This is a genomic window from Streptomyces sp. NPDC050508 (assembly GCF_040655155.1).
GTDB lineage: Bacteria > Actinomycetota > Actinomycetes > Streptomycetales > Streptomycetaceae > Streptomyces.
In genome coordinates this window covers 197889-213355 of the sequence record NZ_JBFAJJ010000010.1, presented here as the reverse complement: position 1 = coordinate 213355, position 15467 = coordinate 197889, and the positions used below count along the sequence as shown (strand labels likewise).

The following is a 15467-nucleotide window of genomic DNA, read 5'->3' as shown; positions in this document are numbered from 1 at the left end:
CGTGGCGGCCGGGGGAGCCGCCTGAGTGGGGAGGGGCCCGGGCTGCCCGGGCCCGCTCATGCCCACAGCGAGTCCTGACCGGAGTCGGTGTCCTCGGCGGGTACGGGTGTCGCCGCGCCGACCGCAGCAGCCGCAGCCGGGGAAGTCGTCTGAGCCGGGAGGGTCGCCAGGCGGTGGTCCGGTTCATTGCCCCGTACGCGATCGGTGCCGTCCCATTCCCAGCGGGTCACCAGGACCGCGGCGATCTCGTCGACGCGGGAGAGCTGGGCGATGGCGATGCCGGGGACCTGGGGGTAGCAGGCCCACTCGCGTTCGCTGGTCATCACCACGTCCAGGTCGAAGGCGTGCAGCAGGCCCAGGCACTTGGCCCGCGAGTCGTCGTCCACGCCCGCGAACGCCTCGTCCAGGGTGACCAGGCGCGGGGCGTCGGGGGCGGCCGTGGCGTAGTGCGAGGAGGCGGCGGCGAACAGCGGTACGGACACGGCCAGGACGCGTTCGCCGCCGGAGGCGGGGCCGGTGGCCGGAACCCAGGCGCCATGCTGGTGGCGCTCGATGCCGAACTCGTGCCAGGACCGGTAGTCCAGCGCCGCGGTGAGCACCTCGAGCCAGCTGCCCGCCGTGTCGTCGGACTGCCGGCGGGCGATCTCGGCCTGCAGGAACTCCCCGACCGCAGCCCGGTCCTCCGGTGCCCAGGCGTCCGCGGACTGGCGCAGGCGCTCCCGTGCCTGGGCCAGTCCGGTCGGCGCCTTGCGCGAGGAGCGCCACACCAGACGCAGTTTCATGCCGGTGGATGTGGGCCGCTCCAGCAGTTCGGCGTTCATGGCCCGCACCTGCCGCTCGGCGGCGGCGATCAGCTCTTGGAGGGTGCCTGCGACCTCGGTGAGCAGGTGGGTTTCGAGGATCTCGCGTTCGTGCGCGGACAGGATGTGTGCCAGTTCGGTCACCTCGGCGGAGAGGGCCGCGGCCAGGTCGGGCACGGTGCGTCGGCGGCCCTGGTAGACGATGTCGACGACCATGCCGTCCTCGACCATGCGGGCGGTGGCGGTGTGGCCGCTGCGGGAGAGGGCGTCCTGGAGTTTCTTGTACTCCTCGCTGAGCCGTTTCTGGACGCGTTCCCAGGCGCCGTCTGAGTCGTCGGTGCCGGACGGGCCCGACAGCTGCGCCTCGATGGCGCGGGCGAGCGCGACGGCCGGGGTGGCCGCCCACGGTCCGCCGTCCAGCGGGGGCAGGGTCGACTCGGGCAGCGCCACGGCCAGCAGTCCGGTGGCCGCGAACCGCTGGAGCGCGGCGATGGCTTCGGCGCGGGAGGCGGCGGCCTCGTCCACGTCCTTCTCCAACTGCTCGATACGGCCCTCCGCATGGCCGACGCGCCGGTCGGCAGCGGTGTGCTCTTCGCGGGAGCGGCGCTGGTCGCGGTCGCACGTGACCAGGGCCTCTGCGGTGGTGGCCAGGCGCCGCTCCAGCTCCGCGACGGCGGCACCGACGGTGGAACGCAAGGTGGTGTGCCGTTCGTCGGCGGCGGCCGCCAGACGGGCCGACTCCTCGGCGCGCAGGGCCAGTTCGGCCACCCGCGCGCCTGCCCCTTCGGTTTCCGCTCGCTCGTCGGCCACCGCGCGTCCGGCATCGGCGCGCTCGCGCAGGGCTGGCCACAGGGCCGCCAGGACGGCGGTGTAGTCGGCCAGTGCCTGGCGGACGGCGAGCAGCTGCGGACGGTCGGCGGGCAGGTTCACGGCGGCTGCCGTGTCGGTGAGTTCGGTGACGGCCTCGGCCTCTCGCCCGGCCGCCGCGGCCAGTTCCGCGGAGCGTTCGTCCTGGCGGGCGCGGGCCCGGTGGGCGGCGTCTGCGGCGGCCGCGGCCAGCGCGTGCGCGTGACGCAGCGCGGCATCGTCGGGAACGGCGGCCAGTTCGGCATCCAGCGTGCGGCGGCGTCGGGCCACCGTTGCCCGCTCGGCCTCCATCTCGTTCAACTGGCCTGCCAGGGCGTCCAGTTCGCTGCGAAGAGTGGCGATCCGGGCCCGGCGCGCCTCCTCGCGGGCGCCCTCGCCCACGTACACGGCGGCCTGCTTCGACCAGCTGCCGGTCAGCGCTCCGACACGGAAACGGCCGTCCGCCGCCACCCACGTGTCGCCGCCGGAGCCGAGCCCCACGGCGGCCAGAAGGCGTGCCACTGTCTGCTCGCCCACCGCCACGGCGCGCGGATCGCCGTGGTCGACGGCCGGGCGTAGCACGTCGCCGAGCACCGGCCCGGTGAGCGGGGCCCCAGGTGACAGCAGGACGTCGTGCAGGTCCGTGTGTAGGACGGTGCCGTCCGGGCACACCCAGGCGTCCAGGATCCCGGAGGCCTCCAACGCCGCCTCCAGACCCGCGCGTTCACCGGCGGTGACGTGATCGTGGAAGTCCACCAACCGCCACAGGGGCGCCCCTGGCGTCTGTTCACGCACGCCGGGTGCACGTGTGTGCGGTGCCGTGGGACCGCGCTGGCCGCCCGCCTCCAGGTCGGCCAGCTCCCGCTCGCTCTCGGCGCGCCGGGTGTTCAGCTCCGTCAGCCGTTGGCCGAGAGCCGCCGCCCGGTCGGCCAGGTACGCGGCCCGCGCACGATGGGCGTCGGCGGCGTGTACCCGCGCGGGAGAGGGACCTCGCAGATGCGTGACCCAGTCCTGCAGACCGTCCAGCAGACCCACCGGGTCCTGCGGGGTCAACTCCTCGCACACGTCGAGGTGTTCGCGTACGGCGGCGACCAGCTCCCGGCCCGCCCGGACTGCGGCGGCCTCTGCCTGGGCCTGCCGCTCGGCGGTGTGGCCGGCCTCGGTCTGCGCCTCGTCCAGCCGACGGGCGGCGGCGCGCCGCTCGGCGGCGGCCTCCTCGGCGCGCGACGCCATCTCCTCCACGTGGTCGACCGTGCGCCGCCTGCGCGCCACCGACTCCTCGGCCGCCCGCCGCAGTTCGGCCTCCGGAGCGCCCTCGATGCGCAGGCCACCGTCGAGGCGGGCGACCGAGGCCGCCTCCCGCTCGCGCGCGAGCGTGTCCGCGACCTGCTCCTCGGCCGCCGCGAACCGTCTGCCCGCACTCTCCAGGCGGCCCAGGGCGCGGGTGTGCGCCTGGGCGGCCTGCTCCCGGTCCACCTCGGTGCGGGAAAGCTCCCCGGCAGTGCGGCGGGCGTCGGCGGCCGCCTGCTCCAACTCCCGGGCGCTGCGCATCTCGGGGCCCTCACGCAGCGCGGCCTCCTGCGCCTTCAGCCGCGCGGCACTCTCCTCCAGCTGCGCGAGCCGCACAGCGATCCGCTCCCTGTCCTCCTCGGCCTGCGACCGCTCGGTCTGGGCCTGCGAGAGGTCGCGGTTCAGCTGTTCGTAGCGGGCGTGCTCGTGGCGGGGGAGCCGGGCACGGCGGCGGGTGGCGACGCGGGCGTAACGGCGGTAGTGGTCCAGGAAGGCGGAGGCGGCACGCTCGGCCTCGGTGGCCGCCCGCAGCTCCTCCTTCTCCTCGTCCAAGGACCGGAACGCCTCGGCCACATCGGCGATCACCGCCTGGTCCATGGGCGGCAGCGCCTCGGTCAGCGCACGCGAGAGAGCCGTCTCATTGGGCCGCTTCGACAGCTGCGGCTGGCGCAACTGGACGAGCAGGTCCACCAGGGCCGCATACCGCCGCTCACCCAGACCGAACAGCGCCTCGTCCACCGCCCTGCGGTACGCCGTAGCCGTGTCGTACACCATGCCGCGCCCGGCGAGAGCCTCCGCGAGCCGGTCGCGCGACAGCGCGGTGCCGGTGGCGTCGAGCAGACTGAGCTCCGGTCCGATCCGCTGGTCGGTGACGGCGTACCAGTGACGGGCGATGCCGCGCCCCGCCACCGCTTTCAACCCGCAGGCCAGGGTGAGGAAGCGGTCCTGTCCGGTGGCCTCGTCGTGGCGGCCGAACTCGATCCAGGTGTAGCCGAGCCGCTCGGGGTACGGATGCTGCCCGCCCAGCAGCAGGTTCCACTCCATGCGCTTGCCGGGGTCGGCGTCGGGCTCCACGCGGCGCGCGGACAGGTCGCCGTCCAGGAGGAAGGGCAGGGTGAGGGCGAGGACCTTGGACTTGCCGGTGCCGTTGTTGCCACGCAACAGCAGCCGTCCGTCCCGGAACCAGAACTCCTCGGTGTCGTAGTAGAAGAGATCGACCAGGCCGATCCGCAGCGGACGCCACCGGCCGGGCGCGGGGGTGGGCAGGGCGGTCACGGCGGTCATGCCTTTCGCTGAGAGGTACGAGGGGCGGGGACTCCCGGATCCCGTACGACGGTCTCGCCGACCGCGTACCGGGCCAGCGCCGGCAGCGGGGCGACGCCGCCTTGCGCGACGGTGACCAGGCCGAGCGAGGTCAGCTTGGCCAGGGCATGGTCGACCAACTCCGCTTCCGCGCCCGGCTGTTTGGCGCTCTTGGACCAGAAGCCGCCGTGTTCGGTGGTCAACTCACGTACCCGGCGCTCCAGTTCGCCGCGGCTGACCGCGCCGTCGGCGGTCGCGAGGTGCTCGGCGAGCAGCAGGGTGACGTGTCCCTGGGTGCCCTGCTCGGGCATCCGTACGTCGGTCAGGTCGTCCAGGGGGTCGACCATGGCGATGCCCTCGGCACGCACCTCCGCGACCAGACCGGTCAGTTCGGCGATCCGGGCGGTGATGAAGGCGCGCTGACGGGTGAGATAGGCGAGCTCTTCGTCGGCCAACTCGGCGTAGTACAGCACCGGGTCGTCAAGCAGGCGCCGGGTCAACCGTTGGCGGATGGCGCGGAACCGCAGTTCGTCGCTGTCCAGCGCGCTCTCGGAGGTCAGCTCGGTCAGGCGGTCCTCGAAACCGTCGGCGGTGATCATCGACGGGCCGCGGCGGGCGGCGAGCAGTCCGGCCAGGACGCGACGCTGGACGTCGTAGAGCACATCGCCCGCCCCGCTGACGTAGGCCTCCTCGTCCCCGGCCACCCGCCGCAGCACGCCGTAGTGCATGAGCAGCCGTACCACCGACGCCAGATCCAGCCGCTCCTCGCGCCGCTCCAGCGTGAACTCGATCCCGGCGGCGGCCAGATGGGGATCAGCTGCGTCCAGGACCACCTGCTCGGCGAGGCGGCCGAGCGCGATCTGCGCCTCGCCGCGCTCCAGTGCTGCCAGCGCCAGGCACAGCAGCACATAGCGGCGGCGGGTGAACGGCGCGCGGGCGTGGGAGACCTCGCGGGCCGGATGGGTGGGGTCGGCCAGGGTGCCGGGTGCCCTGGCCAGCCGCGCCGCGTCCGCGTCCACCCGAAGCGGCCAGCCGGTGTTGCGGTCGAACCAGTCGCGCAGGTCACCGGCGTGCCGGCGCACCAGCCGGAACTCCTCCGCGTGCGGGCCGTGCGCGAGCAGCAGCGGCTCCTTCAGCAGCGCGCGGGCGGCCTTGTGGAACTCGGCGGTGCGTCGGCCGTCCAGCACCTCGCCCAGGGGCGTGGTCATGACCCCTCCCCGCCAGAAGGGCCGGCGGCGCGCACCTGACCGGTTCGGGTGAGATCGGTGATCTCGACCAGGTGGTCGGGGCCACGGAAGGTACCGCCAGGGGTGCGGATCTTCGCCCTCGTACCGTCGGTCAAAGCGGTGAGCCGGACCTCCATCGTCCCGTCGTTACTGGTCGCGACGGTGGCCGTCATGCCGGGGCGCCAGGTGGCCAGGGCATCGCCGAGCAGCTGAAGCAACAGGCCGAAGGCGAGCGGATCGAGCTCGCCGAGCGCGGACAGCCTCGTGGTGCCGTCCGTCGCGAGGCCGGCGCGGGCGGCCGCGATCTCCTGCGCCTGCTGGGCGGCGATCTCGGCGAGGCGCTTGCGCTGCTCCGACCGGTCCTGCACCCGGCGGGTCCTGCCGCGCCGCTCGTAGCTACCGGTGCGGCGCAGTTGCGGGCTGATCCGCAGCGGCTCGGCCTCGGCCCACGGGGTGGAGGCGGCCACCGGGCGGGCGGCGCGCCGGTCGAGGGTATCGGCGTCGACGGTGAGGTGACGCGCGGGATACAACCCGAACGCCGCACGCCACAGCCGGTGCCGCGCCGCGTCGTCGGGCGCCTCGGCGAACCAGCGGGCCAGGGTGCGGAAGTCCGCCGAGCGGTCCGAGCGCCCGGCCCGCCGCTCGTTCAACTGCCGTACGACTGCCAACAGTTGAGGGATGGCGCCCAGAGCGCGGCCGCGCAGCAGGCGGGCCTGCGACTCACGGCCCTCCGCCGACACGAACCAGGCGGCCAGCCCCGACCACCTGCCCACCCACCGCTCGTATGCGCGCGCCTCGGCGCTCTCGGCCTCGCCCGGGGCGGCGTCGGCCGCCTCCCGTACCGCCGCCAGCCGCAACAGCACGCCGACCCGCCCCTGCTCCTCCAACTCGCCGATGAGCAGGGCGATCCGCCCGCCCAGGGTGATCAGGTCCTGGATGAACCGTTCCAGGTACTGGATCAGTCGGTCCTTGTAGGCGAGGAACACATCGACCTCCACACCGTGCAGGTCGATCGTGCGCTGCAGGGAACCCATGAACGCCCGCGCGTTCTCCGCCAACGCCTCGAACCGGCTCGTCAGAGCGGACAGCGCCAGATGCGCCTTGGCCGGGTCCGGCTCGCCTTCCTCCTGCTCGGCGGCGATCACCAGCAGAGCCCGCAGCTGGGTGACGATGTCGTGCAGGGCCACCGCCTGCAGCGCACCGCTCCGCCCCAGTGCCTCGTCGTACGCGGACAGCGCCTGTTCGGCTGCCTCGCCGGCCTGGGTGAGTTGGTAGATGAAGCGTTTGCGGTAGAAGTCCTCGACCGCGGTGACCCGGGAAGTGTCCGGATCCGCCCGCAGATTGCCCCAGTCGACAAGGCTGTCCAGTGCCTTGACCACCGTGTCCACGTCGGCGGGCCGGTGTTCCGGCGGCAGCGCCGCGACCACGTCCTCAGGCCGCAGGTGAACGGCGAAGCGCTCCTTGGCGGCCAGGAACGTTCCCATCACCCGGCGGTAGAGGGCGGCGTTGGGCACGGTGAGGTGAGCGAAGGGCGTATACCCGGCCCGTGCCGTTCCGGAAGGCGTCGACGTCATCGTTCAGGCATTCTCCCCGACGGACACCTCGCTGTGGCAATCGTGGCCTGATCTTCGCGCAGGGTCACGCCGGGGCGGGCTCTCGCCGCTTGCGTAGTCGGCCGTACTTTGTGGGCCATGTTGTAGCCGTCGCCTGTGATGGGGTGTCCTGGCCACGGTAGGCCTGCCGAACCCAGGGCTTGTGTGAGCCGTCGCTCTCACTGTGGGCATCACAAAAAGCGCCGCGTCGCCGGCAGGAGGCTGCAACTGCGTGCCGCTGCAGGGTGGAGGCGAGAAGCGCTCGCCGACTCGGCTGAGCCAGGCTAGTCGGTGTAGTGGTAACGAGCCTTGAGGATCTTGACTTGCTTGTCGTCGGCTCGGTAGACGAGGCGGTGTTCGTCGTCGATGCGGCGCGACCAGTAGCCGGAGAGGTCCCCCTTCAGCGGTTCGGGCTTGCCGATGCCGTTGAAGGGGTCGCGCTGGATCTCGCCGATGAGGCGGACGATGCGGCGCACCATCTTGCGGTCGGTCGCAAGCCAGTGCTGGAAGTCGTCCCAGGCGGCCGGGTCGAAGTTGACGTCCCTCACTCGTCACCGGCCAGTTCCTGGAGTTCCTCCAGGGTTTTGGTGACCCCTGTCTGGCCCGCACGGTCGCGGGCGACGGCTTCCATGAGGCGGCGGGCGTTGGCCGGTGAGCGCAGGAGGTAGATGGTCTCCTGCCAGGCGTCGTAGTCCTCTGCCGACATGAGGATCGCGTCGCCGTTCTTGGAGTGAATCCGCACCGGCGCGTGGTCGTCGTTGACCTTCTTGATCAGGGGGAAAAGATCCTTGCGCGCCTCGCTGGCGGTAAGACTCATGGCGTACGTCCTCTCGCGGAGCGGTACCTAATATCGTACCGGACTGGTACGAGAATTCGTACCTGTTGGAGAGGTGGATTCCGGGTCAGTGTGCACGTGATGTGCGCGGCTTCTGGTCCCGCGAAACGTCCGCGCAGCTCAGGGGGTGCTCCCTCGGGTATCCAAGCCATCCCCGATGTACAGCCCGACTCGGCACGTCCCATGGTCGGAACACCCGTCGGAAGACATGGACTAGAGGACATGAACTGGTGTGCTGGAGAAGGGAGTTGAGTCGTAGGATGTGCCGCGAATGATCCCTGTTGATCCCCGCCCCGGTTGAAGGACGTACACGACTCATGAGCGACCCTGTGCCGGCGTCCGAGCCGGCTGAGCAGCAGAAGATCGACACTTCGGTGCCGCACTCCGCCCGTATCTGGAACTACTGGCTCGGAGGCAAGGACAACTACCCCGTCGACGAGGCGGCCGGTGACGCGTACACCGAGGTGTTTCCCGGGATCGTCACCATCGCTCGCTCCAGTCGTGGCTTCCTGCGTCGCAACATCGCGTATCTCGTTTCCGAGGCGGGCATCCGGCAGTTCCTGGACGTCGGTACCGGCCTCCCGACCGCGCAGAACACCCACCAGGTCGCGCAGGGGCTCGCTCCCGAGGCGCGGATCGTCTACGTCGACAACGATCCGATGGTGCTCGCCCACGCCCGCGCCCTGCTGTACTCCACCGCGGAGGGTGCGACCGCCTACATCGACGCCGACGTGACGGACCCGGGCCGCATTCTCGAAGTCGCCGCCAGGACACTGGACTTCGGTCGTCCTACCGCGCTCATCCTCAGCAACATCCTTGGGCATGTCGCCGACTACGATCAGGCCCGTTCCATCGTCACCCGGCTGATGGAAGCCCTTCCCTCGGGCAGTTTCCTCTCCATCAACGACGGGTCGCGCGGCATCGACCCTGTCTTCGAGCAGGCCCAGGACGCCTACAACAACAGCGGCGCCGTTCCGTACAACCTGCGCGCCATCGATGAGATCACCGCGTTCTTCGACGGCCTGGAGCTTGTCGAGCCCGGCGTCGTCTCGGTGACGGAGTGGCGTCCGGAGCCCGGTTCGGGCATCCCGGAGGTCATCGCCGAGCACGGTGGACTTGCGCGTAAGCCGTAACGACAGGACAGGAAGAACAGCAGGAGGCGCACAACCTTCCGGAAAGCCACCGGTCTGAACAGACACACACCTACGCGAGCTACCGGGGGTAGTCATGCGACGGATAGGTACTGCACTGGCCGCAACAATGCTGGCGGGCGGCGGCCTGTTGGCCGGCACGGTTCCGGCGGTGGCCGCGCCGACGGCCGTGGACTGTGCCGTGACGTGGGGAAGCCTGGACAAGACCGGTGACTCCGTCGCCTCCAGGCGACTGACCGACGTGCGGACCGGACAGCACGAGTGCTTCGACCGGCTGGTCTTCGACGCCGAGGGCACGGCGGCCGACTCGATCGGCTACACGGTCCGCTACGTCGACGTGCTGCACCAGGACCCGAGCGACGTCGTGGTTCCGATCAAGGGCGGAGCCATTCTGGAGATCTCGCTGTTCTCCCCGCGCTACGACCCGGCGACCGGTCAGCCCTACCCGCCGCTTCCGTCCGTCAATGTCACCGGGTACCGGACCTTCCGGGAGTTCAAGGTCACGGGTGGCTCCGAGGGATACACCCAGGCCGGACTGGGCGTCCGCGCCCGGCTGCCGTTCCGGGTCTTCCAGACGGCCAACCATCTCGTGGTGGACGTGGCTCACACCTGGTGACCTCGTACGGCCTCGGGGCGCGTCCTACGTAGCCATCAAGGCAGACACACAAGCGTACTCCCTGCACGTTTGTGCAGGTCACGGCGCTGCGGTGACAGTCCCCGGCGTACAGCCCGACTCGTCTGCCGTTACCTGCGACTTTGCTGAACCGGTCGTTCGTGACAGCCGCCGCACCATGGCGCTGGAGTCGCCGGCATCGGAGGTGGTTGTGGCTCGGCAGGATCACGCAGCCTCGGCGTTGGCCGTGGTGTCGGTACCCGCGGTGTATTCGGCGTAGGCCACAGCCCCGTACAGGGCGTGGTGGACGTCGGCTGGGTCGCGCGTGCCGTCCATGTCGTCGGCGTGTCCGTCGTGCACCAGGACGGGCAGGTGACGGTGTGCCGGGGGCCGTACACGTCGTCGTACGTCCAAGCGCGGCCGGGAGTCGCGGCCGTCTCGTCGGTCCGCCTGAGCATCAGTCAGCGAGCTGCGTACGTGCCGTCAGGAACTTCGCCAGGTGGGAGCTCATGTCGCTGATCAGTCCGTCGACTGATCTGGGACAGTTGGAAGGCCATGATCCCGACCCCCGTGCCGACCGGCGTAGGGGCGGCCGGCGCCCATGGCGGTGAACGGACCGAGGTGAACGTGCTCGTCCGGGTTCCCCTGGTCCGTCGGATCTCCCGTGCGGAAGGAGACGCCGGCGAGGCAGGAGGACCGGGCATCCGCGCTACGACACACGCGCCCTGGTCCACCGCCAAGGCCGACCCGTAGCTGTCCGACATGATCGCCAAGCTCCGCCGGGTAATCATCGCCGCCCCGTGAGGGAGGTCCCTGCCAGGTGACGTCCGTCCTACCTGGCGGCCCATCCGGGGTCACCCACCGTCGCCCTCGACATCAAAGTCCTCGCCAGCGCAGCCGCCTGCTGGCGTATCTCCGGGATCGCCGTGGTCTCCCACAGTTCGCCCCGGCGGGTCGGGCCCAGGGTCCACAGGGAACGAAGGGAACCAGTGGGGTCGTTCAGGGAGATGAGCCGGCCCTCGGTGGTGCATGCCAGGCCCAGGCCCAGCGGGCCGCGGGTGATCAGGCCCGAGGACAGCATGTTGTCCAGCAACGGGTCCTGGCCGTCCGGCAGGCGCAGGGCGGGGCCTGTGCAGTCCACCACGGCCGCCAACCGGAGGGAACGCGCGCCGTCCAGGGTGACGGTCAGGCCGCCGGGGGAGGGCGAGGTGGCCAGGACCTCGCCCTTGAGGAGGCTCAACTGTCCCGATCGCCGGATTCGGGACACCGCTTCCGCCGTCTCGGGGGCCATGCGGTGGCGGTGGGTGTTCCACAACGACAGGGAACCGCGCAGGAATTCGGCCCGGTCCGGCTCCGGAAGCGTGGCCCACAGCGAGTTCGTCAGCGGGCGCAGGCCGTCCAGGGCCGGTCGCCAGTCGCCGTGGGTGGCGGTCACCCGTCGGATGTGGGCGTGCACTTCGGCGCGCAGTCGGCGCAACGGCAGGCCGGTCCATCGTTCGTCGGGTGCCACCGGTGCCACCGGTGGCAGCGGGGGTGCCGTGTGGGCTTGGGGCAGGCGTCCGTTGCGGGACAGGGCGTGGATCACGCGGCCGGGGCGGGCCAGGGAGAGGGCGATGTCCATCGCGGTGAGGCCGGTGCCCACGAGGAGTACGTCCCCGTCGAGCGCGCGGAGTTGCTCCAGGGCGCCGGGGGTCCAGGGGGCCGCCGTGAAACGCGGCGACGTCCGTAGGGCCGCCGGTGCCCAGGAGGAGTTGCCCTGCGGGGATCCGGTGGCCAGGACCACGTGGTCGGCGGTCACGTCGCTGCCGTCCGACAGGCGGAGGCGGGCGTGGCCTTCGGCCCAGGAACAGTCCGTCGCGCGGGCGTGGGTGCGGCGGAGTGTCAGGAGGGCGCCGGCGCGAGCGGCTGAAGCTTTGAGGGTGTCGGCGAGGTAGTCGCCGTACAGGCTCCGGGGGGCGAAGGAGGCGGCGGTGGCGGCGGTCGCACCTTCAGCGGTTACCGCGGTCTCGCCTCTGCCGGCCGTGCCACGCCGGCCTCCGGCAGCTACGGCGCCCCTGCCCCCGGCGAGCCAGCGCACAAAATGGCCCGGATCCTCCGGAAAGCAACTCATGCTCCCCGCCGGCACATTGAGCAGGTGACGCGGATCCCGGGCGCCGTACGCGACGCCCCGGCCCGTCCCGTCGTCCGGGTCGATCAAGGTGAGGTCCAGGGGGGTTCCCTGGCGGACTGCTGTTTCCAGCAGGTGGATCGCGATGAGTGTTCCTGAGGCGCCGGCGCCGACCACGGCCGGTCTCAGTGGTGCGTGGTAGCAGGTGCGGAGCACGTCCACCTCCCGTTCGGGTGTTCTTCCGGGCGATCCTCGCAGCGGGTGTTCCCGTTGGGTGCCCGGCGGCCGGGAACGGGGCGGGACCCCGCCGGGAAAGGGGCGTCCCACGATGTGTGACGTCGAGACCGGACATCACCACAAGGGGCGGGAACATGAAACTCAAGCTGGCCGTACTGACAGGGATCGCGGCGGCGGTCATGGCGTTCGGCGCCGGCGCGGCTGCGGGGTCGGGCCACGTGGCGGGCTCGCAGGGGCAGTACCGGCTGTCCGCCGAGGACAAGGGGCCGACCAGCGTCCACGAGTGACCTCGGAGGTTCTGGTCGCCAGGATGCCGAAGCACCGGAACCGGACCCCCCTGGGGCCCCGCGGCGTCCACCAAATGCGAGGGCCGACCGGACTCAGCCCCGGCGGCACCCAAGCCTCACCCCCGCCGCCGCTCCTCCGGCACCCCCATCGCGGCGAACAACTCCTCGGCGGCCCGCCGATGCCCGGCCGACGCCGCCGTACGCAGAGGCTCCGTCGCCTCGGCCATCCCCAGCAGCGCGTAAGCCTCCTCCGAGCGGTACCCCACCGCCGACGCCAGTTTGTGGGCGTGCTCGTGCAGAGCCAGCGCCTCGGTGTGCTCGCGCCGCCGGAGCAGGAACCGGCCGACGAGGTTCTTCACCTTGGCCTGTCGCAGCGGCGAGGAGCTCGACCGGATGCGGGACAGGGCCGTGCCGGCGTACTCGCTGGCCTGGGCGCCGCGGCCGAGGCGGTCGGCGACGTCGGCGGAGAGGGCCAGGGTCATCGCGACCTGGCCGGGCTCCATGCTCGCGTCGCACAGGGCGCGCGCCTGGGCCAGGCAGGCGTCGGCGGCGGTGTACTCGCCCATGCCGGTGTGGGCGAGGGCCAGGTCGGTGAGGGCGACCAACTCGCTCTCGTGCTGGCTCAGTTGCCGGATGAGGTCGATGGCCCGGCGGGCCGAGTCGGCCGCCTGGGGGTAGCGGCCCCACTGTTCGTACAGCGCGCTGAGGATGGTGAGGCTCTCGGCCTCCGCGCGTGCCGAGCCCAGTTCCCGTTCGAGGGCGACGGCGTTCTCCAGGTGGGACAGCGCCTGCGGGAACTGCCCGAGCAGGCTCTTGTAGAGGCCGAGGGTGCTCTCGCTGTGGGCCTCGGTGTGCCGGTCGCCCAGGAGTACGGCGACGTCGCGGCCCTCCTGGGCGACCTCGATGCCGTACTCCAGGCGGCCGAGTTTCCAGCATGCGACGCCCAGGTTGGACAGGCTGACCCCGAGGAGTTCGAGGTCGCCGAGGCGGCGGGCCGCGGTGACCGCGGTGTTGCTCAGCTCGGCGAACTCGTCCAGATAGCCGCGCCCGTTGACGAGGAAGGCGACATTGCGGGCCAGGCACACGGTGTGGCGGTCGTAGCCGCTGCGCTCGGCCAGCGACACGGCCGACACCAGGGCGGTGTGCTCGCGGGTGAACCAGGCCTGGGCCTGCGCGGTGTCGTGGAGGTCCGGTGCGGGCAGGGCGGATGCGCGCAGACCCGTGGGGCGGGCGGCGCGGCCGGGGAACAGCAGTCCGCAGGCCTTCTCGGTGGCCGTCATGTAGTAGTCCAGCAGCCGTTCGACCGCCGCCGACTCCTCGGTCGCGTCCGGTCCCCAGAGACTGTGGGCGAAGCTGCGCACCAGGTCGTGGAAGGTGTACAGGCCGATCTCCGGCTGCTGGAGCAGATGGACGTCCAGCAGCAGTTCCAGGATCTCCTCCGCCTCCCAGGTGCCCGCCATGTCCAACAGTGCCGCCGCCGAGTGCACGTCGATGTCCCCGCCGGGGTGCAGCGCCAGGATGCGGAACGCGGTGCGGCACTCCTCGTTCAACGTCTGGTACGACAGCCTGAGGGTGGCGGCGACACTGCGCTCGCCCAGGCTCAGCTCGTCCAGCCGGCGGGTCTCGTCGCGCAGCCGGTCGGCCAGGTAACGCACCGTCCAGCGCGGGCGGTTGCGCAGCCGGGCCGTCGCTATGCGCAGGGCGAGCGGGAGGTGGCCGCAGAGCCGGGCGAGTTCCTCGGCGGCCTCCGGTTCCGCGACGACGCGATGCGCGCCGATCGTCTCGGCGACCAGCGTGGCGCTCTCCTCGGGGGCCATGACATCGATCGATATCCACTCCATCCCGTCCAGGTCGACCAGCCGGGCCCGACTGGTGATCAGCACCAGACAGCCGGGGGAGGTGGGCAGCAGCGGCCGTACGGTCGCCGCGTCGGCCGCGTTGTCGAGCAGCAGCAGCAGTTTCTTGCCGGCGAGCACCGACCGCCACAGCGCGGTACGGCCGGCCGTCTCCTCCGGGATCTGGCCGGCAGGCACACCGAGCGCGCGCAGCAGGACGTCGAGCGCGGTCCCGGCGCCGACGGGCTGCTCACCGGGGGCGTAGCCGCGCAGGTCGATGTGGAGCTGTCCGTCCGGGTAGGCGGCGGCCAGCCGGTGGGCGGTGCGCACGGCCAGGGAGGTCTTGCCGCAGCCGCCCATGCCGTCGATCCCCACGACCCCGGTGCCGTGCGCGTCCGCCTCCTTCGCGAACTGCAGCAGGGACTGCGACTCCCGTTCGCGGCCGGTGAAGTCCGCCAGGTCGTAGGGCAGGGTGCACGGTGCCTCGGCCGGCGGGGGCGGGGCGGGGGCGGCCGGGGGCTGGGGGTGCGGTGCGGCGAGTTCGGGGCTCTCGCGCAGGATGCCCTCGTACACCTTGGCAAGTTGCGGGCCCGGGTCGATGCCCAGTTCCTCGACGAGGAGTTCGCGTACCCGGCCGTACTCCTCCAGCGCCTCGGCTTGGCGGCCCGAGCGGTACAGGGCGAGCATCAGCTGGCCGCGCAGGGGCTCGCGCAGCGGGTGCTGGGTGATCAACTCGCGCAGGTCCGGGACGAGTTCGGAGATCTCGCCCAGGCGCAGGCGCAGCTCGAAGAACTGCTCGGCGGCGGCCAGCCGGCGTTCCTCCAGCGCGGTCGCGGCGGCCTCGATCACCGGCCCGCCCGAACCGGAGAGGACCGGGCCGCGCCAGAGGGCGAGTGCGCCGCGATAGCCGTGTACGGCTTCGGCGAGCCGTCCCTCGGCGGTCGCGGCCTTCGCCTGGCGTACCCGGGCGTCGAACTCGCTCAGGTCGAGCTGCGTCTCGCCGACCACCGCCCGGTAGCCGGGGCCGTCGGTGACGAGGGTGTCGCTGCCGCCCACGATCCTGCGGCGCAGGTCGGCTACGGCCTTGCGGACCTGGTGGAAGGCGGTGGTCGGGGGGTCCTCGGACCAGGTCGCGGCCACCAGGCGGGACACCGGCAGCACCTTGCCGGCCTCCAGCAGCAGCGAGACGAGGACCCGTTCCTGGATCGAGCCGCCGAGCCGCAGGCGGGTCCCGTTCTCCCAGGCCTCCAGCGGGCCCAGGACGTTGAAACGCAGCCGTGTCTCATCACCCGACGACATGAGCCCCCCGCTCGAAACCCACACGATTTTGACAACTGTTCGGTGAT

At 71.8% G+C, this 15467-nt stretch carries 12 protein-coding genes; 4 read left to right on the top strand and 8 right to left on the bottom strand.

Annotated features, from left to right (window positions below):
• Positions 1 to 56: 56 nt before the first annotated feature.
• The 5 genes from AB0I69_RS28120 to AB0I69_RS28100 all read right to left on the bottom strand — a co-directional run bounded on the left by AB0I69_RS28120 (position 57) and on the right by AB0I69_RS28100 (position 7873).
• On the bottom strand, positions 57 to 4220 hold the full coding sequence (locus AB0I69_RS28120; RefSeq protein ID WP_363098487.1) for a TIGR02680 family protein: 4164 nt from the start codon (positions 4218 to 4220) through the stop codon (positions 57 to 59).
• Complete coding sequence (locus tag AB0I69_RS28115; protein WP_363098486.1) at positions 4217 to 5446, bottom strand: TIGR02678 family protein; 1230 nt, start codon at positions 5444 to 5446, stop codon at positions 4217 to 4219. The genes AB0I69_RS28120 and AB0I69_RS28115 overlap by 4 nt, the downstream gene beginning before the upstream one ends.
• Positions 5443 to 7038, bottom strand: coding sequence for a TIGR02677 family protein (locus AB0I69_RS28110; RefSeq protein WP_363098485.1), 1596 nt, complete (start codon positions 7036 to 7038; stop codon positions 5443 to 5445). The genes AB0I69_RS28115 and AB0I69_RS28110 overlap by 4 nt, the downstream gene beginning before the upstream one ends.
• A 302-nt stretch (positions 7039 to 7340) precedes the next feature.
• A complete protein-coding gene (locus tag AB0I69_RS28105) occupies positions 7341 to 7604 on the bottom strand; it encodes a Txe/YoeB family addiction module toxin (protein WP_359613855.1) in 264 nt (87 codons plus the stop codon).
• Entirely contained in the window at positions 7601 to 7873 is a 273-nt protein-coding gene (locus tag AB0I69_RS28100) for a type II toxin-antitoxin system prevent-host-death family antitoxin (RefSeq protein ID WP_362985638.1), read from the bottom strand. The genes AB0I69_RS28105 and AB0I69_RS28100 overlap by 4 nt, the downstream gene beginning before the upstream one ends.
• A 335-nt stretch (positions 7874 to 8208) precedes the next feature.
• Here AB0I69_RS28100 and AB0I69_RS28095 point away from each other — a divergent pair, with 335 nt between their 5' ends.
• Entirely contained in the window at positions 8209 to 9024 is an 816-nt protein-coding gene (locus tag AB0I69_RS28095) for an SAM-dependent methyltransferase (protein ID WP_363098484.1), read from the top strand.
• A 94-nt stretch (positions 9025 to 9118) separates the two neighbouring features.
• Positions 9119 to 9658, top strand: a complete 540-nt coding sequence (locus AB0I69_RS28090) for a hypothetical protein (RefSeq protein WP_363098483.1) — start codon at positions 9119 to 9121, stop codon at positions 9656 to 9658.
• Between the two features lie 222 nt (positions 9659 to 9880).
• On the opposite strand, the gene AB0I69_RS28085 is transcribed toward AB0I69_RS28090, so the two are convergent.
• Positions 9881 to 10069, bottom strand: a complete 189-nt coding sequence (locus tag AB0I69_RS28085; RefSeq protein WP_363098482.1) for a hypothetical protein — start codon at positions 10067 to 10069, stop codon at positions 9881 to 9883.
• A 141-nt stretch (positions 10070 to 10210) separates the two neighbouring features.
• Between AB0I69_RS28085 and AB0I69_RS28080 the strand changes: the two genes are divergently transcribed.
• A complete protein-coding gene (locus tag AB0I69_RS28080) occupies positions 10211 to 10408 on the top strand; it encodes a hypothetical protein (RefSeq protein WP_363098481.1) in 198 nt (65 codons plus the stop codon).
• 79 nt (positions 10409 to 10487) lie between these two features.
• Here the strand turns inward: AB0I69_RS28080 and AB0I69_RS28075 are convergent, their stop codons facing one another.
• Positions 10488 to 11978, bottom strand: a complete 1491-nt coding sequence (locus AB0I69_RS28075; protein ID WP_363098480.1) for an FAD/NAD(P)-binding protein — start codon at positions 11976 to 11978, stop codon at positions 10488 to 10490.
• Positions 11979 to 12133: 155 nt separating this feature from the next.
• On the opposite strand from AB0I69_RS28075, the gene AB0I69_RS28070 reads away from it, so the two are divergent.
• Positions 12134 to 12286 (top strand): hypothetical protein, encoded by a 153-nt coding sequence (locus tag AB0I69_RS28070; protein ID WP_363098479.1) that lies wholly within the window; start codon positions 12134 to 12136, stop codon positions 12284 to 12286.
• Positions 12287 to 12402: 116 nt separating this feature from the next.
• Here AB0I69_RS28070 and AB0I69_RS28065 read toward each other — a convergent pair whose 3' ends face one another.
• On the bottom strand, positions 12403 to 15420 hold the full coding sequence (locus tag AB0I69_RS28065) for a BTAD domain-containing putative transcriptional regulator (protein ID WP_363098478.1): 3018 nt from the start codon (positions 15418 to 15420) through the stop codon (positions 12403 to 12405).
• Between the last annotated feature and the right edge of the window lie 47 nt (positions 15421 to 15467).